The organism is Enterococcus sp. 2STP (assembly GCF_032465635.1).
GTDB classification, from domain to species: Bacteria; Bacillota; Bacilli; order Lactobacillales; family Enterococcaceae; genus Enterococcus_B; species Enterococcus_B lactis.
The window spans coordinates 29,418-55,819 of sequence record NZ_JAWDJH010000025.1; the positions used below are offsets into that span (position 1 = coordinate 29,418).

Genomic DNA, 26,402 nt, shown 5'->3' on the forward strand with positions numbered 1-26,402 from the left:
GATATCTAATTATAACAAGAATCAATAAAAATAGGCAGAATGTTTATAATGCTCTATATTGTTCCTTTTTTAAGCAATTGCCATCATTTCCCAAAGTTCTTCATAGGTCCCATTTAGTGCTCTTAATTGGGTATGAGTTCCAGATTCGACAAGCTGCCCTTTATCTAAGACAAATACCTGATCACAATCTTTTGCAATGGATAAGTGATGGGCGATAAACAGAATGGTTTTATCCTCTAGGTTCATCAAATTTTGAATTATTTGATGCTCTGAGCGAGTATCTAAACCGCTAGTTATTTCATCGAGGATGAGAATTTCTGAGTTCTTTAACAACGCTCTCGCAAGAGCTAAACGCTGTTTCTGACCACCTGAAAGATTGCTAGCACCTTCTTCAATAGGAGACTGGAATTGAAGGGGAAGTCCTTCAATATATTCTTTTATCTGAGCCATTTCACATGCCCAAATAATCTGTTCCTCCGTGGGTTGATAGTCTAAACCAAAAATCAAGTTTTCAAAGATGCTGCCACTAAAAAAGAAGGTTTCTTGTGACACATACCCGATCTTATTTCTCAAATCGATTCTTGGAATATCTTGAATAGATTTTCCTTGAATTTGTATTTTGCCTTTTTGAGCAGTATAGAAGTTCACGAACAATTTAGCTAAAGTCGATTTTCCTGATCCACTCATTCCAACGATTGCTACTTTCTCATTTGATTTAATTGAAAAGGAAAGATCATTTAGAACATTTTCGTCGAATCCATAGGCAAAGGATACGTCCTTTACTTCGATTAATGGCTCTTTTGTAAACAATTCAACGTTATTCATTTGTTGACTGGTTGCCTCACCCAGAAATTCTCGATCCAGAAAGAAAACCTCGTTTAATCGATCGTTAGCTACTTTAGCCGTTTGAATCTTTACCTGAAGATTAATGATGTTTTGCAAAGGTGTTGTGAAGAAAGACATCAGGGCATTATAAGTAATCAATTGCCCAATAGACAAGCTCCCTTCGATTACTAAGTACGTACCTACCCACAGTAACATGGTAGAACCTATTACTTGAAGCGCCGTTTTTAAGTTCGATTGTAGGTTATCAAGATTCGCATTTTTGAATGATTTATCCATCATCTTTTTGAATTGACTCTGAACTTTCTCAAATACTTGATCTGTCGCATTAAAGGACTTTATTGTCTCTATCCCTTTCAAGCTTTCAATAATCTGAGAATTGACTACAGCACCAGATTCCATTTGCTCTTCATTTGTTCGATCAAATGGTTTCATGAATAGAAAGACGATTAAGCCGTAAATTGGAAGTGTACTGAAACTAATTAAAAACAAAAGATGATTTTGTAAAAATAAAGCAGTTCCAATAATTACAACCATGGACACATCTAAAAATAGGGATAGTGTCGCATTCGCCAAGGCATCGATGATTTTATTGGCATCTAAAAATCTTGAGACAATCTCCCCTGATTTTCTTGTTGAAAAGAAGTTCATTGGTAAATTTAAAACATGGTTGAAATACTTCAGCATAATTGAAGAACTTAGCTGTTGTCCTAACTTAATTAAAAGATACTGTTTAAAATACTGGAATAGTGTTTGTATCACATACATTGACAAAAGACCTATTGAGATGATTTCTAATAAGTTAACAGATCTTGAAGGAACAATTCGATCAATTATCACTTGAAAGTAATAAGAACCTATGATGCCAAATCCGGTTAATATAAAAGAAAGAAGTACAATACCGGCAATTGTCTTCTTATGACTTGCCAATATGGGCACAAAAGAGAACAATCCATTTGATTTATCTTGTATGGGATGATAATTCTCAGTAGGAGCAGTAGTTAATAAGATTCCTGTCCATATAGAAGCAAACTCTTCTGGCGTTCGTTCTATTTTTCCTTTAGCCGGATCTGCCAGAAGCAACTTTCCATTTTTCATTCCATAAACGACAACGTAATGGAAGAATGCTCCATCAATGATTACGTGGGCAATCAATGGATAGGGTAAGTCTTCTTCCTTCCAAATTGATCCATCAGTTTGAAAAACCTGCGTTTGAAATTGAAAATCGTTTAATGCTTGGACTAATCCAAAGGCTGAAGTACCTTGGCTGTTTGTCCCGGACATTAAACGTAATTTACTGATAGGAACGCTCGTATCATAAAAATTTAGGACCATAGAAAGACAGGCAACACCACAATCTTTTTCATCATGTTGCTTAATCAACTTTATTTTTCTCATTATACGTACACCTTCTCTAGCACTTAATATGGTGTAAATATACTTGTATTCATATAATATTATTAAAAATTGTCCTGAAATCACTCATTCATATCCTAAAGTGAATAGAATTACAGCTGAAACGATAAATGAGTAAAAATTACACTAAAAAGACACAGATGGATAGGCTCGTTTACATTTCAGTACAGAATAATGTCATCTTGAGATAATTTACCTTAAAAATTCAATTCGAATGATATATTTTTTTCGTAATAAAAATTATAGGGGAGGTTTTACTATGAAAAACGTTCAAAGTTTAAGCAAAGAAGAATTGGTACTAGTAGTCGGTGGCTATACTGCTAAACAATGCTTGCAAGCAATTGGTAGTTGGGGTATTGCTGGTACAGGAGCAGGAGCAGCAGGAGGTCCTGCTGGAGCTTTCGTAGGCGCCCATGTCGGAGTCATTGCTGGGTCAGCGGTATGCATTGGTGGATTTTTAGGACAATAAGGAGGATATGAAAATGAAAACTGCAAATATTACATTATTAAGAGATCAAGAAATGATGGAAATTTTTGGAGGTAAAACTAATTGGGGATCAGTCGTGGGTAGTTGCGTGGCAGGTGGATTAGTCGGTGCATTGGGTGGAACTCCAATTTCCATTGGAGCCGGATGCTTAGTCGGTGCAGGACAAGACTGGATTTCACAAAAATAAATCTTTATAAGGAGTATTACTATGCCGAAGAATCAAAAAAAGGATTTCTTTTTAACTGCTTCTATTGCGATAATTGGGCTGGCAGCAATATACTTTTCAAATACATTCTTGAATAGTTTAGCGATGTCGTTTTTTTCAATCGGCATAGTAGTCTTAACTACTCTACCAGTTCAAATCAGAAAAAAGAAACAGCGCAAATTAATTGCGGATTATTTAAATAGGATCGATACTACTTTACAAGAAAATATTTATGAAGCTACTCAAGTTACTCCGAAACAATTAAAAAACTACACTGTACTAGGAACTGGCATAGCATCTTCTAAGCTTTATAAAATTGAAGAAATCATATCAAAGATGTAGAATGCATGTTCATTTAATCATTTGATAGACTATAACAAATCGGGTAGAGTTGAGAACAATGGATATTTTTATTTCGAAAAGTTAATTTATTTCTTAGAAAAAAACTGTGCGTCAACATAGTCCTTAAGTAGCCCGTTTAAGACGGCGGCGAAAACATCTAGTCAAAAAATAGACCGTTAACCTGCTGTAGTGACCCCTAAAAGTTAGACTTTTTTTGGAGTGGAGAAGTCCACTCCTTTTTTTATGCTCTAAAATGATATTTTTACGCAACCGTTACGGCTGTTTTACGAAATTGGACGGGACTTTTCCAGTTCAATTTCTGTTTTATTCGTTCATTATTGTAGTAATAGATATAGCTGTCGATGGCTGATTTTAATTCCTCAAAACTGTTATAAGTTTTCCCGTGAAAAATCTCTTGTTTTAATAAACCGAAAAAATTCTCCATAAGTGAATTATCTAAACAGTTCCCTTTCCGAGACATGCTTTGAAAGATTTTGTGTTTCTTCAATTTGTTTCCATAAGCTTTCATTTGATACGCCCAACCTTGATCAGAGTGAAACGTACAACGATAGATCCGATTTTTGGCTGTTGCTTCGACTTGTCCTCGATAAGAATTGTAGCGACGGGATTTACGCGTGTATGCCGTGACTTTTATTTCCAGCTTCTTGATCAAGCGCTGAACTTTCTTTTTATTGATAGAGAAAGCACGGTTTCTTAGTTCATTGGTCATCCGTAAACAGCCATAATTCTTATGCTTTTCCCGAATTTCAAGCATTTCTGCTTCAATCTTCTGATCTGGATTTTTACGGTCGAATCGTTTTTGCCAGTACATAAAGGTCGACCTAGGGAACTTTAAATCAACTAATTTAAATGGTCCTCGGAGGCTTGCGATGATTCGTGCGATTGCTTCATTCGTCGTTGTTGGGCTTCCTGTTTTCGCAGCTTCCTCAATTCTTTTAAAAAGGCATTTTCAATTTGAAGGGAACGTATTCGTTTCTCCAACTCCTCGATGCGTTCACGTTCTTCAGACGTTGCTTTAGTTGTAGCTTTTTTCTTATTTTTGGGTTCATTTTTCTTAGACAAGATAGGTGATCGTCCTTTCGTTTTTGAGAGTCCATCGATCCCACCTTCACGAAATTGATGCATCCAACTAGCGATCAAATTAGGGTTGTTCATGTTAAGCGTGTTGGCAACTTCACGATAGGACAGCTCACTTGTTAGATATAACTCTATCGCATCTAGCTTAAATTGAACAGAATATTTTTTCTTTTGACGCTTTCTTACTAGACCCTCTTCACCAAATACTTGATAGACATTGATCCAACGCTTCACTTGTGACGGCGACTTAATGGAATACTTCTTTGACAGATAGTTACCATCCAAATAATCATGGTTCTATGATATTTGGTGTTGTTACTCAAATCGAGCAAGGACATCAAATATTTTTTTATAACAAAAAGACATTTGATTCCTCTATAATTAAGTCGCTGAACCACTTATAGAAGGAGAATCCAAATGTCTTTACCTAAGAATATCAAAATAAAAGATGAAAATACAGACCAAATGATCAAAGAATTGTTAAATATCAAAAATTCATACATCACTTTTCCCGAAGATGCGCTGACCAAAGAACGGGTCCATGACCGAATGGCCAATATCTTTACGGGAATATTGACTTATAAACCGCACCACTGCGAACTGTGCGGCTTTGAAACAGTGATTTATCATTCGTATAAAGAGGGCTTGATCCAGCTGATTCCTTATCAAGAAGTCCCTTCTTATCTTCGTTTATTCAAGCAACGCTTTTATTGTAAACACATTTACAGCTAAAACTGATTATGTCGCTGAAAACTGCTATCTTTCGCAACCATTGAAATTTGCGATTGCTATTGATTTAAAGAAGAAGATCTCCATGAAAGATATTGCGGCTCGATACTTTGTATCGACCAAAACGGTCGAACGCGTACTAGACTCTTTCTTTGAAGAACCACAGTTAAAACCTGCTTACTTACCGAAACATTTGATGATTGATGAATTCAAAGGAACCAAAGATTGTGAAGGCGCGATGTGCTTTATTCTCAGTGATGCCGACACTGGAAAGATTTTTGATATTTTAGATGATCGGAGAAATTTTAAATTAACCGCCTATTTCCAACGCTTCACCCTAAAAGCAAGGCAAAACGTGACGCATATCGTAATGGACATGAATGCTTCTTATCACGTAGTGACACGAGCGCTTTTTCCAAATGCTTGTGTGTCGATTGACCGGTTCCACATACTCCAACAATTGACTCGCGCCTTCAATAAGCAACGAATCCAAACCATGAACCGGTTAAAGAAAAGCGATTCTAAAGCAATGAAAGATTACCGTAAATTAAAAAAATACTGGCGAACGATCTTGAAGAAAGAAACAAAAATCAACTATACTTCTCTTCGTCAATTTCCGCTTTTCCAACGGAAATACGTGACCGAATCAGACGTCCTAGACTATCTGCTCTCAATTGATAAGCACTTGCGTGAAAGTTATGAAATCTATCAGGAATTGTCGGCTGCTTTTGAAACAAAAGATTTTACTGGCTTTTTCGAGTTGATCGACACATTACCGATATCATTGGATAAAGGATTTAAAAAAGCGATTCTTTCGTTAAACAAATATAAAAAAGGAATCATCAATGCACTAAAATATCCCTATTCTAACGGCAAATTGGAAGGGAAAAACAATTTAATCAAAGTCATTAAACGCATCGCGTTTGGCTTTCGAACGTTTCGACATCTGCGTATGCGAGTCTTGATCCAACAAAATCTCTGTGAAATTATTTAATAACATAAAAGAGGAAACGCCGAAACGTTTCCTCAAGGTGATTTAATTAAAACAACACTATTTGACAAAGAGCCTTTAGAGTTACTTCTTCAAGATTCTAGATTCTTGTGAAGTTCTCTAAATTGCCTATATATTTTAGCTTATGAAAAAAATTTATACACTTAACAAACTCTATTCTGGTATAAATTAATTATATCTATCTTTATCATAAATATAATACGAAGTTAAATCTAAAAGCAATTTTAATAATTTCTCTTTATTAAAATTGCTAGTTTTAAAGATACAGCTAAATCTTTAAATGTGAACTTTTAAATTTATTAATCTAGTGGATCAATGAATATTCCGGCAATATATCCACCTTGATAATTTTCTACAGTGATAAGTGGAGTAGTTTCATCTTCCGCTATTGTCACATCTGCTGTTACTTTATAATACCCTTTGTCAACTTTTTCTCCTGATCCAAGTGGGTTAGCTAATAATAAAGTACGACTATCATTAGAAGAAGGGTCTTTTTTAAGACTTACCTTCAATGGTAGAGACGGATATTCAGAAGTTGTACCTTTTGCATAAACAGTTACACGATATTTACCCTCATGTAATGCTTCTTCACCTTCATATCTCTTATAAATCGCTGCTTGTTGCTCTGAGTAGAAAACATAATCACCAAATAGTGAGTTGTCTGGATCATCTAACAACTGAAGATCTTGTCCAGCAAAATCCTTCCATCCATTTGGAGAGCCGTCAGGCCAAGTTGGATCTGGTTCATCTTGAGAATACAGAGCTTCAGAATACTTATATGTGAACGTATCATTCACATCTAATGTCTCTTTTGTTTTTGTTTGATATTGAAGCGCACTATCCCCAGCGTCAACTAATTTTTCACCATCACTCTGATTTGTTACCGATACTTTATCCTTTAATACACCATCAGCACTATAATGACCAGCAAGCAAACCAATGTTATCGCTTAAAGCTTTATTAAATAGTTTTAGATTACTATCTTCAATATAAGTTCCGCCATCTCCTGAAGCATAAATAGGTATGTCATCATCGTCATCCAACATTGTATCTAAATATGTTCCAAAATATTGTCCTGAAATTTTAGATTTTGTGCCATTTCTCACAGTTACTTCGTGGTCAAATGATCTTGTAGAAGTATTCAGGGTTAATTTTTCTGCTACTTGCATACCATCATCACTTGTAACTACTCTTGCTAGATCAATATTTCCATCAACATTTAGTTTTTTATAATATTTTGTATTCCCTTTTATTACATATGTGTTGTTTTTATCATCAATACGGTAATAAGGAGAAGTTGTTGAGTCTCCATTTAAATAAGAGTATGTGTGTTCTTTTCCGTTAATAGTAACTGTATTACTAAACATAGCATCTGATTGATTAGAGAATTTATCCCCCAACGTGACAGATTCACTTACCTGAGCATTGGAAGTTTCATTGACATTTGTGACGCCCCAATCATTAAACAAATCATTTAAATCATTTGATTTAGTGGAAATGCTACTGGCATCTACGGTTGTACATAGTGTTAGTGTTGATAGAGCCATTAAGCCATATATTGCAATTTTTTTATTTAAAATCATGGATTAGTCTACTCCTATTCTATTCTTCTTATAAGGAAGATCTCTATGATTTATTTTATATAAAAACTTCATATCTGAATTAGTATCTATACATAAAATGTCACAAAACCCTCACCTGAATTTGCATGTACTTGAAGCTGTAACTCATCTCCTATACGAACTTTAGACATATCAATATTTATAGGTAACGTTGTATTCCCATGTTTAAATTCTGTCCAATCACTAACTAAACCCGATCTTTGATCCAGGACTGCAACCGACCAGCTCAAACTCTCTGGTCCCCCATCAACTACATCAAGTACTATAACTGGAGGAATAGTATATTCTACTGTCCCTATATTTACTGGCTCAACCCCCATTCCTTCATGCAGCTCCCCCGAAAAACTACCACCAATTTCACGTAGCTGTGGTGTTGCTACAGTAGTAGAACTAACTGTATCAGCAGATACCGTAGTTGTGCATAGTACTCCAGCAGCTGCTGACGACACTGATAACAACACCATAGTACTTGTTAATAATTTTTTTAACATAATAAATCCCTCCTAAAAAATATATATTTGGTACAAATACAATGTTAACTTATTCACGAAAAAAAATTAGGTAATATACTAAGAATATTTGTATTTTTCCTTAATATTTTTTTATTTTTTTACTATAATTATCATGTATTTAAACTATTCGTTAGGAGAATCTATATGACTGTAAAAAAGAAAACAATTTCCTTTGACAAAAAAGTACCCGAATTGAATATTCTCTACGCAAAAGCAAATTTAAATGATGAATCTTTCTTCCAACAGAAAAGACATTTTGAATTACTAATTGCTCAAGTAGTTACTTCATGTGACTACAAACGAATGCGATTTCTGATAAAAAAAATATTTTCCTCTATGGAGACTGATAACTTTGATAATTTATTATTAATCTATTATACTGTAGGAATTATCACATTGCTTACGCGAATTGTTATTATAGAAGGAGTCTGTGAAAAGGAAGCTTATTCATTATCAGATGCATATCTTGGATTAAATTTCAAAAAATTAAAAGTGGAACCGATACAATTTATATGTGAAATTGTTGAAAATTTTATGATATTAATCGAAAATGAAAAATTTTATAAATATAATTCACAACTAGTAAATAAAATTATAAATTATGTTAAAAATAACGTTAATAGTAATTTAAAAGTTATTCAAATAGCAAATCATTTTCATATTTCACCAGAATATTTATCATATCATTTTAAAAATGTAACTGGTATGAGTTTGAAAAGTTTCATAAACCAAGAAAAAATAGAATTCTCCAAATACTTGCTTTCTTCTACAGATCTCACCATAATGGAAATTACAATAGCATTAAATTATACTGATCAAAGTTATTTTTCAAAAGTTTTCAAAAAGTATACTAAAGTATCACCTTCTCAATATCGTAAAAACGGAATTATAAAATTTAAAAGTAATGGTAAATATTAAAGTTTTGATCCTTTCTTTAAAAGAAAAAAGTTTCTTCAGCCACTTCTTTCTTTTTCTTTCTTATTATATAATTGTCTTCAACAGTAATCTATTAGTCATTTAACTAATTATTAAAGCAATATTTAACCTAATTTTTTCAAGAAAATCTTAATATCTAAGCTTTGACTCAAAAATTTGTAGATAAATGAAATAATGTTCATGATTATTTGAATGGCAAAGGCGGAAGCGATTATCTGTCTAAGAAGTATTCCATTAAGGCTCCATTATAAGTGAAGTGCTGGTTCAATACCTATCAAGTCTACAATAATGAACGTATAAAACAGAAATTAAACTGGCAAAGTCCTGTCCAATTTCGTAAAACAGCCGTAACAGCTGCGTAAAAATGTCATTTTAGAGCATAAAAAAGAATGGATTTTTCCACTCCCAAGAAGTCCAATTTTTTGGGGAACCTCCATACTAATTATTTTGTAAGTCTCTTTTTTTTTAAGATTAAACTACATTACTCCTTCAGTAGATTTATAATTTGAGAGTGAGACAATAGTCCTTTCTCCAAAAGAAAACAAGTCCGATTTTGATGGTTAATTTCAAAACCGGACTTGTTTTTTCTTTTTTACGGCTCTTCCTCTCCATGTATTTCCCTAATTTTCTTAAATTTAATGCCATGAGTGCCAAGCCAACGTCAATCTTGGCTCCTTATTTCCCTCGTAAGTGGAAACATTGGAACGCCAAATGAGCCTTTAGATATCCAAACACTAGTTCGACGTCGATTTTCCGTTTCCGATAGATCAAACCTGTTTTTTCCTCTAAAAGCTTCTTTTTGCATTCTGCTTTGAAATAACCCATGTATTATTCACTAAAATTTGTCGGTTTCGCTCACTTTTTGCTTTCGTACATTGACTACGAACAGAGCAGCCTCAACAATTTTCACATTCGTAAATTTTGAAGTCACGTACAAATCCACTTTTATCTTTTCTTCGACTATATCACTTGAAGGGAACTGCCCGATGGGCAGGACAAATATACATATCTTCTTCAAGATAGCGCCAGTTATCAACCACAAAGGGACTGTCTCTATAGGTCTTTTTATTTTCTTTATGATAACTAGCATAGGTAATTAATGGCGTTTTATGCAAGATATCGTTGATATACATATAATTTTCTTCACTTCCATAGCCAGCATCCGCTACAATATACTCGGGTAATTCGTTGTGTTGTTCCAAAAAGCTGTCTAAAAACGGATTTAAGGTTTTTGTATCTGTTGGATTTGGGAGCAAATCATACGCTAGGACATATTGATTTTCTGTTGCGATTTGTAAATTGTAGCCTGGTTTTAGCTGACCATTGCGCATGTAATCGTCTTTCATTCGCATAAATGGGGCATCTGTATCTGTTTTAGATAAACTATTTCGCTCTTGAAAAAGGCGGTTATAGGTTTCATATTTTTGTTTTCTTGGTAGATAATCAGCTTTGATTTTACGTAGATATTTTTTGTAGGTTCTTCTTTTTTTCTTTTATTTGCTTTAGTTTTCTTTCTTTGTTTCATTTTATAGCTGCTCTTCTGTCGCCACTAACTCTGTTTCCAAGTGATGAGCCATTTCTTCCAATTGATTGCTTGTCAATCCATCGGATTAGCTTTCTTCTTTTAAATTTCTTCTTTAATAAAGAGCATGATAGAATTCGTTTGATTGCTTATCCAAAGCAGTTTCATAACGATTCGTTGCTTTACTCCAGACGAAACTGAATTTGTTGCATCTGCTTCAATTTTTGTACCACCAATAAATATCGCTTCTTTATCAATTACTTGATTAGTAATCAATTGACGGCGAAGTAAGACAAACGCTTTAGTTAAAAGGTGAGCGGTTGTTTCCTGAATTCGGAATCGATTGATGGTCCGATAGCTGACTTGTTCGTGGTTAGCCAACCAACGCATACGATAATTGTCATCTAATAGAAATTCAATTTTCCGACCAGAAAAGACACGCTGCGTATAAGCATATAAAATAATTTTTAACATCATTTGGGGTGGTAGGCCGATAGGCCTAGTTGTTCTTCTAATTCAAGAAAGAGTGTTTGTGGCATTGTTTCGACTAAAGCGTTGACCGCATCTATTTCAGGAATATATTGTTCCATATCTAATGGTAAAGTTGTTTGGTTGATGGTATAATTTTTAAACATAAAGCACTCGCTTCCTTTCTGATTGGGTTTGGTCACTTTAATCTTACAGGGATGAGTGCTTTTTGTGTACCTTAAAATCAAAAAAAGTGGGGCAATAATCAGATTTTTTTCTGACTATTACCCCACTCTCTTTAGGTGCTTTTCACGTTCCCCTACTTCTTTTCTAAAAAAACTATGCTTCTTATGCTGAAGCGTAGGTCGCGTGTTTCTCTACTATCTCCGTGAAATCACCTCCATGTGAAGACTTCAATGATACGCACTGTATAGCTTTCTGGTATAGAAAGTCCCGGTCCACTATTAAAAAGTAAGGATCCTTCAATTTAAGGTGCTTCTTCTAAGGTCCACTGAATCTGACCACTATACGTATCTGCTTTCATCGTCGTTGGATTCACCCGGAACAGAATCCCTTTGTCCGCCTCCCATTGTACCGTCGGGGCAGGATCGCTGCCATCTCCTTGGGTAATTTGTACTTGCGACGACATGGACGTCTCTGTCCCATCCTCTGCCACAAAGATCAATGCATCTGGGAAGGCCTGTTGGTAACTATCCATGACCGTAGTGGCTTCTGCTTTCAGGGTCCAGTTAGCTTTCTTGGTATTTTGAATGGCAATTTGCCAATCTGTTTCTTCTCGTGCCACTTTTTGGACTCGCCCGTTTAATGGAATCTCTTTAAATGCCATCGTATCTGGAACATCCATACTGATTTCTTTAGGAATGACCGTTACTTTAATGGTTTTTTCTGTCGTATTCATATCACTATCGGTGGCCCAATAGGTCACAGAATAGTCTCCTGGCTTGGACGTATCCACGGTATTTTCATGTACCGTCACTGGTACATCCATGCCTCCTGCCGTGTCTTCTGCATCCGTTGCCGTTACACCAGCCATTGGGTCAAAAGTGTCTCCTTGAAGAACTGTCTGGTCTTGGGCTTGAATCACCGGTTTATCTCCTATTTGTTCATCAGTAAAAAAGACATTATCCAACAGATTTCCTCTAGTAATATCTCCCGTGCTAGTAGAGACTGATTCAAATTCGAAACGCGTCACTGTTTGGCCCGGGGGGATTTTATACACGCCTTTGTACTCGGTCCAAGTGGTACCGGTTGTCATCTTTTTCTGGTCTTCCATTGTTCCATTGGGTGGTCCAAATTTCACTTTTGCCACATCTGTGCCATCACAACCGCGATGCCAAACGCTCCAGTGAATAATCGCTCCTGGTGTGGTCGGGATATCTTGATACAACGCTCCATCCGTGGTAGCATTTAACTCTGCCCACTGATTTCCATCTGGCGCAGGTCCAAAGTTAGTGATATTTTGAAGCTCGATTTGCTTGTCACTAGCAGTCATGTGCCATTCCAGTCCTGATGTACCGTCTGGAAATTGCGCTCCTTGATTGCTTCCACTTATAATTGGTTGTTCAAAACTTCCGTTTTTCAAGACAATGCTATTGGTTTTGGCTTCTACAATGACCGTTAATTCGTCTGAAACATCAGGATGCCCAGAATAAGGAAGAGAATACCGTTGCTTGTACGTTCCCTCTTGCGTGGTATCTACCTGACTTGAGGGATCCACAATGATTTGATCAGTAATGTCATTATTGTTTTCGTCATACCCTTTAATCCCCCAATTCTTCGGATCTGGATCAAAGGTGTCACCCACCTTCAAATGAACAGGGTTTTGAGAAAATTCAAAACGCGGCGCAGTAGTTACTTTAACCGTTAACTCACTTTGAATCGTCCCTCCTGGAAGAAAATAGGTCACGTGGTATTCCCCTGCTTTTGTGGTATCCACCGTATTATCCAAAATAACTAACGTATTAGTAACGTCTTGGTCATTATCATCATAAGCTTTGACACCTACACTTGCGAAATCACTCGCATCAAAGGCATCCCCAACTTTTATCTCTAACGGATTGTGTTCAAACTCAATGCACGCTTTCTGATCCGTTACTTCTACCGTTACAGGTACTTCTTTCTTTTCTCCCCATTTGTCTGAAACCCGTGCGATAAATTCATTCGTGCCTAGATTCAATTTATCTGCAGGAATGGTTAATTGAAAGGGTTGTTTTTGCCCGAGTCCAATGTTAGTAAAAACTTGTGAGGTTACTACGTTGCTGGTCGCTTTCTCTTCAATCGATACCTTGAAATCAGGAGTATCATCATCCCAGTCTTGTCCTGTAATAGTGGCATCGCTACCTTCGATGGCAGTAATATCAGATTGATCAACCGTTAAATCTAGCGCAATATCTTGTCCATATTTTAGAACATAGTCAAAAGAAATTTGACCATTAGGGGGAACATCTTTTCCGACATTTTTCATAGATGCACCACTATCCCCCAGATCTACTGGTTTATTTTCGGTTAATGGTTTTGTAGGATCCCCATTTGGGAATCCCGTCTCTCAGCCCACACCATCCGCATCTGCTGGTGTGAAATTACGAAATTTCGTAGAATCAAGGTAGCGCCCCGCAGTCCAATTTTCAAAACCGACAGGCAAGATGGTTAGTCTTGGTCCAGACGAACCTTGTAACGAAAATCCTTCAAAGTTATTGACAGGTGAGACTGGAACAAAATCGGTTATCACCTTTAGGTCCATGTTTTGCAGCAATCCTAATTTCAAAGTAGTCGTAGTTAAGTTTTGTAGAGTATAATTGACGGTGACAGAATTATTACTATTAAAAGTTTGAACAACCTCCAATTTAAAATGATTATTTTGGTTATCATTAAAGTAGAAAGAGCAGTATAGGCTATCTTGTGTATGACCATATAAACGATTAGAGACAGGAATACTATAAAATATACCACTATTGTAACTGCCTCCTAGTGTTATATTTTTATCTACCAAAGGAGTGACACCAAGAGCGTCCAAATTAACATATGATCGGCCATTATTTAAAAGCATTGGTAATCCACGTTTTGTTACACTACCAGAACTAAACCAAACCAAATCTAATTTATCTCCATTGTCTTGTCTAGTGATACTATCATTTATTGTACCCGCGGCATACCCTGGCGGCAAAGTCAATGGGGGATCAACTTTTGTATTTCCTGCTTTTCCTTGAGGAGCTGGCAATTCAGCAGTAGGCAACGCTGGCGCCGGTGTGTCATTTGTTGCCTCTCCCTGATCTTGCGATTGTGTTGTCTCTGACTCCACTTTCCGTCGCTTGTTCTGTTTGACTGCTGTCAGTCGAAGCTTTAGGGGCTTCTTCTGTTGCTTGAGCGCTTGATGAAGTTTCTGATGCCTTCGTAGGAGCAGGCGTCTCTTTTTGTTCTACCTTCTATGTCTCTCTAGAGGCTTCTTGTGCAAATCCTACCATCGGACTACCCAATTGGAGAAACAAGCTAAAGAGCGTCACCATTGATAATACTGGATTCCTTTCTTTTAGCGGAACACTCAAACGATAATCAAATACAGCAAAAAAGGGACGTTAGCACCTTCATTATTTAGGAATTGATAGGATTTTCTTCACGTGTCAGTAGCTCCTTTACTTTACTAATAACTAAAAATCATCCGTTATTTTTATTACAACACTCTACTTTTAAGGTTCATTCCCCAACCCTTTCGAATAGATTCTTCCGTATCTTTCTTAATTTGGGCTGTCGTCCTCACTATTTCTCCATGATCGTCTAGTTCTGGAACGATGGGATACTTTTCTCGAAACAAATTTAATTCTTTCACCACATCATTAAATAAGTCCTGTTTATCTTCTTGCGTAAGGTTTTGTCTAATATATTCATCCAAGGCTTTTCTCAACAATTCATCTCTTGTCATATTTGTCTCATACTTCTCTACTAAAACTCTCGAAGTAGCATTTAATAACGTTGACAATTTTAAAGGATGCTTGGTTGAATAAACCTTATCAAACTTTCTGATTGGTGCGCCAACTTTTTTGGCCCTTCTTCTTCCTTGTCTTTCTATATTGGAAGAAGCTTTCATTTCTTGAAGTTGACTCACTTCTGATTGCTTATTTTCAGATGGTGTAATTGTTTGCTGCTTTTTCTTTGCTTCTGCTTCTTTTTTTATTTTGGCAAGCCCTTTATTATTTCCAAAAATATCCAGTCCTTTGATATCAGCCAATTAATCCACCTCCATAGCATACCAGTTCTCGTGTTCTTCCAGTTCTTTTAAAATGCTGATAAATAATTCGTGGCTTTTTCGATCCCATTGTTTCAAACGACCTTTCTTTGTCTTCTCCATCGTAATACCTGAACCATCATATCGTTTTAAACGCGCATTTTTAAGTACAACATTTTTAATCAAATGTTCCCCATAAATTTCTTGAGCCTGTTTATACATTTCTTGATCTACTGCATCCCCACTTTCCAACATAAATGGGATCACACCAGCAACATATAGGTTCGTATCAAATTCTTTCACAAAAAAGTCCATATATTCAAGATATTGCATAGCATTTCTCATCGATTTTACTTGAGTCTGCAAGACAACGATTGCCCAGTCAGCAATGTACATCGCGGATTTACTATATACAGAAATAGAAGGTGGGACATCTAAATAGATGACGTCAAACTCATCAAATAATGGTTCTAGCTTTTCTTTCATATATTTGAATTGGGACAATGAATCGTTATATTGTTCTTTGATCCAATCATCATACATTTCAAAGGACATGTCTGCCGGAAGTATATAGAGATTATCGATCACTTTATAGACAGCCTCTTTAGGTGGGAGATTGTTTATCAACACGTCAGTCACAGTATTTTCGTAAACAATAGGTTCACCTTCTCCGCCTCCTTCTTCGTTAGTGAAGTTCATATGCGTTAAATTCATCACATCAGAAGTATTTCCTTGCATATCCAAGTCAATTATCAAGGTTCTTTTTCCTTCATTGACTGCTGATTCAAACCCTAACATCTGCGCGCATGTACTTTTACCTACGCCACCTTTAAAATTACCGATCACATATTTCTTCGCTACCACGTTCCTACCTCTTTTCTTTTAGCAATATTCTATTTGATACTATTATAACATATTTGTTTTTAGATACTACCAAAAAAAGGATAAATAAGTACTACCTTATAATTAATAAGTAAAAGGTAGTACATAATTAAAAACATCCTAAGATTAGTGGGTAAGATATTTGACGAAATATCTTACCCACTAATCTTAGGATGTTTTTGGCTTATCAAGTAAATTCTACTTTCAATTGTTTTCCTCCTCCTCAAATTCCTTACGTATTTCCAAAGCATGTAAAATTTCTTTTGGTGGCGTCTTTTGTGCCTTCTTACTAAAACCATGTGTAATAATGAAACGCGAACCTGTCCAGTGAAAATTATATTGATCTTTGAATATTATTTCCTAAATCCGATCGTAGTTCAAAAAGATTATCCTCCAATTTTTTTGTCATTTTTACGACTCGTAATGTATCCATGCTGAATAAATTTCAACCACATGTTCATCTTCATCTACCTTATAAATAACCCGGTGTTGTCTATTTAAACTTCTAGAATACCTACCTTTATGTTTAGGTTTCAACTTCTCAAATGATTGGGTAGGGAGGTAGGGATCTTCCTTTAAAGTCTGAATAACCTTCTCAAATTCAGATTTCAAATTAGATTGTTTGATTTTCTTTAAATCAGCCTTAGCCGAGTTTTTAATCATCACAGAGTAGTTATTCATTATAAGTTATCCCAATCAATTTCATCAACATCAGTAAATCCACTATCATCTTTTTCTCGCTTACGAACAACATCCAAAGTGCCTGTTTGCTCAAGTAATAGCGTTTCTTTGATTGCTTTCCAATCATCCAAACCAATAAGCACCGCATTATTTTCGCTGCGCTCACTAATGATTTTAATTTCCGTATGATTATCATTTACATCTTTCAACAACTTATAAAAATCTTTCCGTGCTGAGCTAGGATTTAAGACTGTATTTGCCATATCTACTCCCCCTCTAAATCTTTTAGGAATGAACCAACTATACATATGATTAGCATCACCAAAATGTGCTTTTATCGCATTCTCAGGATATAACTTATTCAATAGTTCATTCTTTTGAATTTTCAAAACTTCAAATCTATACTTATCATCTTCTGCTAATCTAAATAAATCTTCTAAACGCATGTTTTCTAACTGTAAGATTTGAAAACCTTCCGGTATAAATTTTCTATATTTCATTAATAATGAACGCCCGGCCCGAGTTATTAGAATCTGGTCATTTTGGTCATCTCTATAAAGAATTCCGTAACCCATCAACGCCAATAGCAAACGTGATGTTTTGTTACTTGTAATATTCATTTTACCTTGATTACCTGAGGCAATGAAAGACTTATCTACTTGAATTAGGGTGAAATTCTCATTCAAATATGGTAGTAAAATTAATATATGTGAAAATCGAATCTTGAGATAGTTATTCCCCTTGAGATATTCACTGATACTTCTGCTCAAATCATTGAAATTTTTATAATTATTTGTAAGGAACGTATATATATCAGCATCAGTTTTCTTTGCATGAGAATTTATTCTAAAATGAAAAAGCCTACTCTCAGAAAGAATTGAAAAGTAGATACTTTCAGTAGATACTGAAGACTGAACAAAATTAAACTTGTATCCTTCAGGCATAGCACTTTTAACAGTCTGTTGCATTAACTCGGATAGTCTTTTGAAAGTAGTCATATATTTTTTACCAGCAAACCATACATATCTTTTTTCATTAAGTATGTTCACTACCTCTCCTCCAGTAATTATATTTAGCATCCAATAGTTATTATACTTATATTTTATCCCATTCCTTTTAAAACAAGAATAAACACAAAATAAAATTTTGTAAATAATCTAACAGGGTTGAATATTTACATGTCTCAACATAATATGTAAGAAGTTTCCCATATATAATGAACTTTCTCTTTAAAAACATAAAAAATAAATACTACCTAAAAAAGGTGGTATTTATTAAAAATTATGTCGATTTTGATCAAAAATAGACTACATAAATTATTATATCTGTATAAACCTGTGTCATTTAGATATTTCAATTATGCTATAATAGTTTTGCTGTCTGCTACCCCGGCCCATTCTGGCAAGGGGAGGAGGTCGTAATTAATGAGCTTGTTTATAGATTTTATTTTTGCAATCCTGGCAGAAGTAGCTGCACACTACGTCTGCAAATGGCTTGATTGTAAAATTGCCAAAAAAGACAGTAAGCCTACCCGTTAATCTAATAAAGAACGTAAAAGAAAACCACTAGCCTGCACGCTAGTGGCTTTCGGTCGTAATATGAACCTGTTTTGATACTCTTATTATAGCACATAATCTGTCGATTGCAATCTATGCGTATACTTAAAAAGGTAGAACCACATTGCTAATATCAATTGATTGTCCATCAAATGAATTTTGTGAATCATTAAATCCATTGTTATTAATTGTCGTTGTTTCATGTTGTTCGAAGATGAAGCCTTGGAATTACTACTAACGATTGCTCAACTAGTTTACGACTCTCCGTCGCTGCTTTTAACTAGGCCTCTCTCCTTCTATATATAAAAGAAGATATGTATTACTTCTTAGTTACCTACTACCTTATTTAAGTAGTACTTAAATAATCTACAAAATAGTTATATCAATTTTTATGCTTATATAATACAATTATTTGAAAAAATGAACGATGCATATTTAGACACTACCTTAAAATGGTAGTATTTGTATATTAGCAAAACAAAAAAATATTTATTTTATTCTCTTAATTCCTACTAAATTATGCTGCACACCTTTATATAAATCATATGCAACTCTTTTGCTAGATAAAATACACGCATGTGATTTTTATGTATAAATTATATACTACCTAAATAAAGTAGTACTTAATAAACAAGTGCATATATTTGAAAACTTAAGTCTAATTTTTTACACATTGTAAATTTATCTTATATTTTCTTTATTAAGAACTACCTAAATAAGGTAGTTCTTAATTTTTACAATTTAAGTAGTATTTAATTGTACTTTGGTAGTATTTTTTTTTTATCTTCTTACTAGTTTGGTAGTACTTAATAAAGAATAAGGTAGTATGTAATTAAAACATTAATGGTAGTACATATTTTAGTAGGTAGTATGTAACTACTACAAATTAAATTTTTACGCAATAAAAAAGGTAGTATGTAATTAAATTACCTATTTTTATTGGTAGTACATAATCATTATACATGTGTGCTGTTGGTAGTACTTATTATAATTTTCAGTAGTATATAATCTATTGTTTTATATCCTAAAGCTTTACCTTATAAGAATGTACAATAAATACTACCTAATTAGAGTAGTATTTATTGTATTTATAGGTAGTATGTTTTCTAAATGTTAGGTAGTTCTTAATTTAATTTTTATTTTTATATTGGTAGTACATAATTATCTTTAATTTGACTCGATATTTTATTCTTTTAATTTTCTGGTAGTATTTAATTAAAAATAATATATATTTAAAGTAGTTCTTAATAACTTTAAAGGTAGTACACAATTAATTTTATTTCTGATTTTAGGTAGTACTTAATAAAAAAACATTTTTAATGCGTTTGCATTTTTTATTTATCTTTGCTATTTTCGAAAAGAGTAGGTAATTTTACATAAATAATACAATGTGAAAGTAGAGGATCTACAATGACTGATTTTAATTACTTTAAGGCGGATAGAGTTTACAACGAATTATTTTATCAATTTCCAAAAGTCTTTATTGTTTCTGACGAATACAAAAAAATGAAAGATTCAACTAAGATTGCCTATATGCTTTTAAAAGCAAGATTAGAGATCGCGATCAGTAAACAGCAAATCGATGAAGATGGTAATGTTTATTTTACTTATACGACAAATGAACTATGCAGCGTATTAAACTGCCAAAAACAAAAAGCGATAGCAATCAAAAAAGAGTTAGAATCATTTGGTTTATTATTACAAAAACAGATGGGATTCAACAAACAGTTAGGGAAAAATAATCCTAATAGACTATATCTAGCAGAATTAAAAGTCTCAGAAAATGATATCTACTTACTCGAAAAATTTGATAGAGAAAATAGGGAAAACGTTGATAAATCAGAGGGTATGAAAATCATACCCACCCCTAACGAAAAATCAGACGCTGAATCCCTTGGGGCTCAAGAGGGTATGAAAATCATACCGTGCCAAAACGTTGATAAATCAGAGGGTATGAAAATCATACCAGAACTTAATAATAATAATATATTAGACACTAATAGACACAATATAGACACTGAAAAAGAACGCGTACAAGATCAATTGTTGCTAGACAATTTTGAGACAATCATGACAAGCGACAGCATAGCTACGTTTGTCCCTGAACGAGTATTAAATTTGATAAAAACATTTTCTTCAAGTTACAGTGAAGCTCAAAAAACCGTCCAGACTATTCATAATGCAAAGAAAAAAGCTGAAATAGAAAGTGATATTTCAATAGTTTTTGAAGAACTCGATAGTTATTATGTCAATGCAGAACAAGAATTATACACGACACTGTTAAAAGCCTATCAAAAATTAAAAACCGAAAAAGTCGAAAATATCCAGAACCTGATTTTTGTCTATGTAAAAAATTGGTTTATTGAAAAACCAATAGCTGCTAAAGTATCAAGTGAAAAACGTTTGAATTCTGAAAGCTACCCAAACACTATTACGAAAGACTGGTTAGAGTGAAATTTTACCGGTAGGATGATTGTTGCTTCATGGGTAGCATTAAAATTAAAAATTTTTTATTATTCTAATTATATTACGAATGTTACAAAGTAATAGCTATTTTAATAGAACTTGTAAGTTAAAATATTATGATAAAAATCGCAAACGTAGCTTTTTACGTCATAACTGTTAAAAGTAATAATTAATTTCAAACAGCAAAAAAGGGAACAGATGTTTGCACACTCCTTTTTTTGAGTTATAATAATACACGAAGAGAGATAATTTCATTATTTAAACAAGCTAAAAAACTTGATATTACTTCTTTTCAGGCAATACGAATATTATTCGCTTACATTTTTTTGTATAAATTTAGTTGTTTTAAATTTAATTGTCTGCTATGCTTGTGATGAATTGATTTTCGTTCTGCACTTTTGGACGTTAATTTAGGATAATTGAAAATACAAAAAAAAGAAAGGCCCTGTGAGACTCGGAAGGCTACCAACCTTCGTCGACATCCACAGGAGGCATTAAGATTTGGCCCTTAATGCGTTAACCTTTCAGTGTTACGGTATTACCCGCAACGGATTTAGTATAACAGATATTCAAAAGTGATACCACTTTTTTAGTCTTGCAAAAGTTAAAAATACGTGGTATTACGATGGATCTATGTCAAGGCATAGTGTTAGAAAAAAGTCTGTGTGGCCCTTTGCCGTATGGTAAACGCTGAAATTAGAGGGAACGCATGTTTGTATGCGTTCCCTCTTTTTTGTTTATCAAGAACGAAAATCAATTCTCTATTTTTGAAAAATAACAAGAAAAACTTGTTAAAAATATTTAAAGAAAGTGGGAGGATCATTTTATGTCATATACGGGAATTTTGAGTCTTGAAAATATTTGTCACTACGGTAAACGGTGTACCGCTACAGAAAAAATCACGAAGAAACTATCAACTGGCCAAAGTAAAACCGTTGTGCAGTGTAAGAAATATATAATCCAGAAAGACAAAGTCTCAGAGGAAATGATTTATTACGTTGGTAAACAAAAGCAAAGAATTTTAAAAGATCCTATCCCTTTAAAAGAGCTATATCCAACAATCAAACATGTTTATGACCAAAACGGTGTACTGATTGGTCGAAGAAAAAATGGAGTCTTGCGTTGTACCGCAAAAGGGATGGGGCGTTTAATCAGCTGAATTAATCATTCTCATAACTTGTATTTTATCGTTTTTCGCTTGCTTGAAAATATTGTCGAGACTTCTAAAAGAACTTAGAATCACTAGAAAAATAAGGAGTAGACTTGATCTATCAACAATTCCCTTCGGGGAGTGACGGGGTAGGTTTTTACGATTGGTAACGTAAAAAATTGGTCAATCGAGTAAATGCCCTTGTTTGGATAGGGGTGAAATGAATTTGTGTAAATAATATGCACAGAGTAAACAAGAGGGAATTTAGAAGTTAGACAAGTTAGAATAGCGCCTAGATTAATCATGAGCAGCTACTAAGGGATCTAGGCTTTGACGCAAACTCATGAAATAAGGAGTAGGTCTTCTCGTAATGGGGAGGACGCACAAGAAATTGTGTCGTGTGCTGCAGTACATGTAGATACTTGCGAAGACGTTGATCTTTGGATCAATCGAGCATTTACCGTTTTCTACTAGGGTTTCTCGTTTCGGACGCCATAAACGAGTCTATTTATTTTATATATTTTTGAGTGAACGAAAAACGATAAAAATATTCGTTATGAAGTAAAACTAATTTAGTAGATAGCAAAGGTGGTAGAGGGATGATTCAAAAATTTGTGAAAATGAGCAGAACTGCATGGATTGAAAAGATTGAAAATGACTTGAGTGTCATGAATTTAGCTCCGAAACAATTCAAACGAGAGATTTCAGAAAAAGAAGCAATTTTATCGGTATTGAATGCAATAGAACTGGACGAACCGAAAAAGTCAGTTGATGTACCTGAAAATGTAGCAGAGTTACTAGATTATTATCGTAATTCGTCAGATGTTGATCTATTAGCTTTAATATTAACATTTCACGATTGGTATTACTGTCAAAATGAAGATACTCAGCATGATAAACATGATAAAGCAGTTGACTGGTTAATAAAGAATCCAGAAAAGTTCATGCGTGCTTGGCTAGATGGATATGATAGCAAGAAAAAGCCATTGGGAAGTAATGATGAAGAATATTTAACGGTAGATCAGTATGATTACGCTAGAAAAACAGGAGATTGGGAATCTGGTAAAACTTTCAAACATAGGCAAGATCAATTGTATATAAGTGATCAAGTGCAGGAGAAAATAAATGATGAAATATTGAAAGAAGAACTCGAAGAACATTTCACTAATTTGGAAAATATCGAGTTAATAGCTACCGAATCGTTTAAACCGTTATACGAAAGTTTGGTTGAAACAATGAAAAAATATTTTACAATCGATGGTAAAATAAAAATTATGGAGGATACCATGTGAAAAAAGTATTTAAAATATTTTTATGGAATGCTTTTATCACTCTAACTATCGCTACTTTTTTCTTTGCTGTGGCCGCTTTCATAGGAACAATTTTTCTTTGGTTAGTCAATGAAAATTTATTAGCATTTAAGTGGTTCATGTTCCAAATGCTATGTCTTATATTGACAGCAACATTACGATATGTTGTCGGAAAATCATGTGAAAAGCTTTCTATGGAAGAAGATGAAATACTTTTTTATTTATTGCTATTGAATTTAATCGTGTGTTTTGTATTTTTAATTATTGATATAATATTTAATTTGGCTAATATGGTAAATTGAAAATTTTGGATAATGGAGGTAAAAAATGGCAAGATAAGTTTTAGAACCAATAAGTATGGACAGTTTAACTAAAGGAAAGTACATTCAATTATTAGCTCGAGGTTATACTCCAAGAGATGTTTTTCGATCTCTAGCGGAAGGAACAAATATGAAAAAATCAACGTTGAGAAAAGAATTCGATTACTGGCGGATACAAAACGGAATTAAAGAGTTAAAACCTGTTCGACCAGTAGTCAAATAAAAATATAATAATTAGAGTGAATCAAAGGCGTATGTAAACATAGGCTTTTTTATTTTTGCAAAAAATAAGGAAGGTAGGAAAACTCATGAATTATGAAGAAATCGAAAACAGAAAAAAAGTGTCGAAAGAAATGGAAGAAAAGTTGCTAAAAACGATGAAACAAAAACACCTTAAAAGATTATCTGTCATGCAATATATCAATGACATGCAGATAACAGGAAAGGAAAAAGCCTGTTTGTTGGGTTCAATGAAAAATTTTGAACAGTTGAGACGAACTTATGTGAAAACAAGTTCTAATTGCCAACTATTATTAGAAGTTTCTTGACGATTATGATATGAAAATGATCAATTATGATGCGGCATTGTTATTGAATAAAAAGAATAGTAAAATTTAACGTGGTTTATCTTGGTTAGATGTAGGTAAATTAATTCAAATATAGAAGGTAGATAGATGAATAAAAACAATAAAACTTTATTTAATCCTTATGTAGGCGTAATCATTGTTTTTCTCCTTTTTAGTTATTTTGCTTATCAAGGTTATCAAAAGGACAAAATCGCTGAAAAAGTAGATGATGTAACAAAAACAATCCATATTCAGGAACAGGCTAAAACCTATCAAGATAATTTGACCAGTTTAACGGATATTTCTAAGAGACAACTGATTACTAATCAAAAACAGGCATTAGAAAAGGATCTCAAAGGTGAAGTTGCTGGAAAACTTGTTTTTTCTTCTACAGGATTTATTCTCCCTGTTTTTCAAGGAGCGAATAGCGACACGCTTAGTTTAGGAGTAGCTTCTACTTATTATCCAGATGCTGAAATGGGAAATGGAAATTATATTCTTGCTGGTTATAACGTAGATACACCAAGCGTTTTATTATCCGATATGATTGATTTATCCGAAGGAGAAGAAATTGATCTAATCGATGCTCATTACAAGTATCAGTACGAAGTCTCCAAAAGAGGAAAAATTTCTGATTACAGCCAGGTAGTTCAATCTAAGGAAAACAATTCCTTTTTATCCTTGCCAAAAGCAGGTAAAAAACCACTACTCACACTGTTAGACTTTCAAGCAAATAATATGAAAAAGTGCGATGTGATCCAGTGCGAATTAGTCAATGTAGAAAAAATTAATAAATAAGGGAAGTGAGTCACATTCAAGAACTTGTAGAAAAATTGATCAATAAAATGAGTGCCATTTTTCTGTTACTGTTGGTATCCATTCTATATTTAATATGGACGGTGGGGTTAAATCCTCCTACGGTATTATTTATTTATGATAATGCTGCACAGTTAGTGACGTTTTTCGTAGGCTGTTTGTTTCTTTTGAATCTGTACAAGGTAAAGAGAAACGATCTATTCTTCATTGCAGCAGGCATTCTTTTTTACCTTTTCTTTTCTTTTTTTAGAAGCTACCGAGGAGATACTTTCTATGGTGATCTGATCGTTCCGACAATTATTGCCATTATTTTGATTGTAAAATGGACGGAATTTACTGTATTTGATCGTAGCTTGTATCTTGTAGTATTCTATGTCTTTTTACTCGTAACGGTTTATCGAGTATTTACCGAGATACCAGTACCAGAAGGACAAAGTATTTGGAATCCATCGAACAAATTATCAGATATTTGGATCAATACAAATACGATAGGTAGTTCTTTAATGACATTAGCCCTTCTTATCACAGGATTTGCTAGTTCATTTGGAAAATGGTACATGCGATTGCTATCATTACCAGCGTTGATTCTTGCTGGGGTAACGATTTGGGTTTGCCAATCGAAAGCAGCATTATACGTGCTTGTTATCTTCGTTATCCTAGAAATTTTACCTAAGAAGATCTTTCGAAACACACACTTGTCCTTTTGGATGTATGCAGCAGTTTCGGTTCTAGCTTTACCGATTTCTTATTTTGCTGCAATGTCAGACAAAGTTCACTTATTTACAGGACGAGAAGAAATTTGGCGCAAATTCTATGAAACATTAGGCGAAAAAACAGGACAAATATTTGTAGGGATGAAACCTTTCTTTTTCCATAGAGGAAATCAGATTCTAGGTAATCATAATACGTATCACGCACTCGTCAATCACTATGGATTGATTGGTTTTGTTCTATCGATTATTCTTTTGCTTAGTTTCTTATGGTTGCTCGTAAGAAAATGTGAGCTGACAAACGGACAACTAACATTCTTGTGGGCTTTTTTAGCGATCATGTGTCAATCATTCATGGAAGAAACATTAACTACAATCAGTTGGGTGCCAATTGTATTCTTAATGTTAGCAATGGCTACACACCAATATAAAACCACCAGATAAATGAAATAGAATAGTAATAAGAGAAAACACTTTTTCGTTGTGAAAAAGTGTTTTTTGTTTTGTCTGAAA

At 34.1% G+C, this 26,402-nt stretch carries 23 protein-coding genes and 3 pseudogenes; 14 read left to right on the top strand and 12 right to left on the bottom strand.

What is annotated here, in order from left to right:
* Positions 1-69 precede the first annotated feature (69 nt).
* A complete protein-coding gene (locus RWU19_RS11705) occupies positions 70-2,241 on the bottom strand; it encodes a peptide cleavage/export ABC transporter (protein WP_316002809.1) in 2,172 nt (723 codons plus the stop codon).
* 277 nt (positions 2,242-2,518) lie between these two features.
* Between RWU19_RS11705 and RWU19_RS11710 the strand changes: the two genes are divergently transcribed.
* The 3 genes from RWU19_RS11710 to RWU19_RS11720 are packed head-to-tail and all read left to right on the top strand — an operon-like array spanning position 2,519 to position 3,293.
* Positions 2,519-2,728, top strand: coding sequence for a Blp family class II bacteriocin (locus tag RWU19_RS11710; RefSeq protein WP_004271274.1), 210 nt, complete (start codon positions 2,519-2,521; stop codon positions 2,726-2,728).
* A gap of 13 nt (positions 2,729-2,741) precedes the next feature.
* Positions 2,742-2,933, top strand: coding sequence for a class IIb bacteriocin, lactobin A/cerein 7B family (locus RWU19_RS11715; protein WP_316002808.1), 192 nt, complete (start codon positions 2,742-2,744; stop codon positions 2,931-2,933).
* A 21-nt stretch (positions 2,934-2,954) separates the two neighbouring features.
* Positions 2,955-3,293 carry a hypothetical protein gene (locus tag RWU19_RS11720; protein ID WP_316002807.1) on the top strand — a complete coding sequence of 113 codons (339 nt, stop codon included), beginning with the start codon at positions 2,955-2,957 and terminating at the stop codon, positions 3,291-3,293.
* Between the two features lie 262 nt (positions 3,294-3,555).
* Here RWU19_RS11720 and RWU19_RS11725 read toward each other — a convergent pair.
* A pseudogene (locus tag RWU19_RS11725) lies at positions 3,556-4,676 on the bottom strand (IS3 family transposase).
* A 132-nt stretch (positions 4,677-4,808) separates the two neighbouring features.
* Between RWU19_RS11725 and RWU19_RS11730 the strand changes: the two are divergent.
* Positions 4,809-6,114: pseudogene (locus RWU19_RS11730) on the top strand (ISL3 family transposase).
* Between the two features lie 317 nt (positions 6,115-6,431).
* Here the strand turns inward: RWU19_RS11730 and RWU19_RS11735 are convergent.
* Both RWU19_RS11735 and RWU19_RS11740 read right to left on the bottom strand, forming a co-directional pair.
* A complete protein-coding gene (locus RWU19_RS11735; protein ID WP_316002806.1) occupies positions 6,432-7,715 on the bottom strand; it encodes a hypothetical protein in 1,284 nt (427 codons plus the stop codon).
* 86 nt (positions 7,716-7,801) lie between these two features.
* The gene (locus RWU19_RS11740; RefSeq protein WP_316002805.1) at positions 7,802-8,245 is read right to left on the bottom strand and encodes a hypothetical protein; all 444 of its coding nucleotides are present in this window, start codon (positions 8,243-8,245) and stop codon (positions 7,802-7,804) included.
* A 165-nt stretch (positions 8,246-8,410) separates the two neighbouring features.
* Here RWU19_RS11740 and RWU19_RS11745 point away from each other — a divergent pair, with 165 nt between their 5' ends.
* Positions 8,411-9,184 (top strand): AraC family transcriptional regulator, encoded by a 774-nt coding sequence (locus RWU19_RS11745; RefSeq protein WP_316032195.1) that lies wholly within the window; start codon positions 8,411-8,413, stop codon positions 9,182-9,184.
* A 269-nt stretch (positions 9,185-9,453) separates the two neighbouring features.
* Complete coding sequence (locus tag RWU19_RS13985) at positions 9,454-9,564, top strand: IS3 family transposase (RefSeq protein ID WP_410053485.1); 111 nt, start codon at positions 9,454-9,456, stop codon at positions 9,562-9,564.
* Positions 9,565-9,700: 136 nt separating this feature from the next.
* On the opposite strand, the pseudogene RWU19_RS11750 reads toward RWU19_RS13985, so the two are convergent.
* From RWU19_RS11750 to RWU19_RS11780, 8 genes and pseudogenes are all read right to left on the bottom strand, one after another.
* Positions 9,701-11,359 (bottom strand): annotated as a pseudogene (locus RWU19_RS11750) (IS1182 family transposase).
* Positions 11,360-11,679: 320 nt separating this feature from the next.
* Positions 11,680-13,677, bottom strand: a complete 1,998-nt coding sequence (locus RWU19_RS11755; protein ID WP_316002766.1) for an immunoglobulin-like domain-containing protein — start codon at positions 13,675-13,677, stop codon at positions 11,680-11,682.
* Positions 13,678-13,758: 81 nt separating this feature from the next.
* Positions 13,759-14,511, bottom strand: coding sequence for a hypothetical protein (locus RWU19_RS11760; RefSeq protein WP_316002765.1), 753 nt, complete (start codon positions 14,509-14,511; stop codon positions 13,759-13,761).
* Positions 14,512-14,880: 369 nt separating this feature from the next.
* Positions 14,881-15,435, bottom strand: a complete 555-nt coding sequence (locus RWU19_RS11765) for a hypothetical protein (protein ID WP_316002764.1) — start codon at positions 15,433-15,435, stop codon at positions 14,881-14,883.
* Positions 15,436-16,296, bottom strand: a complete 861-nt coding sequence (locus tag RWU19_RS11770; protein ID WP_316002763.1) for a ParA family protein — start codon at positions 16,294-16,296, stop codon at positions 15,436-15,438.
* Positions 16,297-16,518: 222 nt separating this feature from the next.
* Positions 16,519-16,671 carry a type II toxin-antitoxin system RelE/ParE family toxin gene (locus RWU19_RS13990; protein ID WP_410053488.1) on the bottom strand — a complete coding sequence of 51 codons (153 nt, stop codon included), beginning with the start codon at positions 16,669-16,671 and terminating at the stop codon, positions 16,519-16,521.
* 54 nt (positions 16,672-16,725) lie between these two features.
* Entirely contained in the window at positions 16,726-16,995 is a 270-nt protein-coding gene (locus RWU19_RS11775; protein ID WP_316002762.1) for a Txe/YoeB family addiction module toxin, read from the bottom strand.
* Positions 16,995-17,258 (bottom strand): type II toxin-antitoxin system Phd/YefM family antitoxin, encoded by a 264-nt coding sequence (locus RWU19_RS11780; protein WP_316002767.1) that lies wholly within the window; start codon positions 17,256-17,258, stop codon positions 16,995-16,997. The genes RWU19_RS11775 and RWU19_RS11780 overlap by 1 nt, the downstream gene beginning before the upstream one ends.
* Positions 17,259-19,961: 2,703 nt before the next feature.
* Between RWU19_RS11780 and RWU19_RS11790 the strand changes: the two genes are divergently transcribed.
* The 8 genes from RWU19_RS11790 (at position 19,962) to RWU19_RS11825 (ending at position 26,333) form a co-directional block, all read left to right on the top strand.
* Positions 19,962-21,005, top strand: a complete 1,044-nt coding sequence (locus RWU19_RS11790; RefSeq protein ID WP_316002511.1) for a replication initiator protein A — start codon at positions 19,962-19,964, stop codon at positions 21,003-21,005.
* A gap of 838 nt (positions 21,006-21,843) precedes the next feature.
* The gene (gene traE, locus RWU19_RS11795; protein WP_316002510.1) at positions 21,844-22,176 is read left to right on the top strand and encodes a type IV conjugative transfer system protein TraE; all 333 of its coding nucleotides are present in this window, start codon (positions 21,844-21,846) and stop codon (positions 22,174-22,176) included.
* 590 nt (positions 22,177-22,766) lie between these two features.
* Entirely contained in the window at positions 22,767-23,459 is a 693-nt protein-coding gene (locus tag RWU19_RS11800; protein ID WP_316002509.1) for a DUF1642 domain-containing protein, read from the top strand.
* Positions 23,456-23,779, top strand: a complete 324-nt coding sequence (locus RWU19_RS11805; RefSeq protein WP_316002508.1) for a hypothetical protein — start codon at positions 23,456-23,458, stop codon at positions 23,777-23,779. The genes RWU19_RS11800 and RWU19_RS11805 overlap by 4 nt, the downstream gene beginning before the upstream one ends.
* A 55-nt stretch (positions 23,780-23,834) precedes the next feature.
* Complete coding sequence (locus tag RWU19_RS11810) at positions 23,835-24,020, top strand: hypothetical protein (RefSeq protein ID WP_316002507.1); 186 nt, start codon at positions 23,835-23,837, stop codon at positions 24,018-24,020.
* Positions 24,021-24,105: 85 nt separating this feature from the next.
* Positions 24,106-24,345: a hypothetical protein gene (locus RWU19_RS11815; RefSeq protein WP_002358968.1), complete on the top strand. Its 240-nt coding sequence runs from the start codon at positions 24,106-24,108 to the stop codon at positions 24,343-24,345.
* A 126-nt stretch (positions 24,346-24,471) separates the two neighbouring features.
* Positions 24,472-25,161: a sortase domain-bontaining protein gene (locus RWU19_RS11820; RefSeq protein WP_316002525.1), complete on the top strand. Its 690-nt coding sequence runs from the start codon at positions 24,472-24,474 to the stop codon at positions 25,159-25,161.
* 5 nt (positions 25,162-25,166) lie between these two features.
* Complete coding sequence (locus RWU19_RS11825) at positions 25,167-26,333, top strand: EpaQ family protein (RefSeq protein ID WP_316002526.1); 1,167 nt, start codon at positions 25,167-25,169, stop codon at positions 26,331-26,333.
* Positions 26,334-26,402 lie beyond the last annotated feature (69 nt).